1 pseudogene is annotated in these 310 nt (G+C 69.4%); it reads left to right on the plus strand.

Annotated elements, in window-relative coordinates:
* A pseudogene (locus tag P0G09_RS17755) lies at positions 1 to 310 on the plus strand (tRNA uridine-5-carboxymethylaminomethyl(34) synthesis GTPase MnmE); the annotation flags it as partial.

Raw genomic sequence — 310 nt, forward strand, 5'->3', positions numbered from 1 at the left:
GCCGTGGTGCGTCATTCCGGCCCGGAGAGCTATGCCGTGGCGGCAAAGGTGTTCTGCCCGGCCAATCCCGATAAGCGGGTGGAGGAGGCCAAGGGCTACACCGCTCTGGTTGGGCATTTCATGGAAGGGGAGGACGCCTTTGACGAGGGCGTGGCCCTCTTCTTCCGGGCTCCCCACAGCTACACCGGCGAGGTTGTGGTGGAGCTTTCCTGCCACGGCGGCTGTGCGGTGGCCCGGCGGCTGGTGGAAAGCTGCATCGCAGCCGGTGCCGCCCCCGCCGCCCCCGGCGAGTACACCCGCCGCGCCTTCC

The organism is Faecalibacterium sp. DFI.5.82 (assembly GCF_029076575.1).
Classification (GTDB): domain Bacteria; phylum Bacillota; class Clostridia; order Oscillospirales; family Ruminococcaceae; genus Faecalibacterium; species Faecalibacterium duncaniae.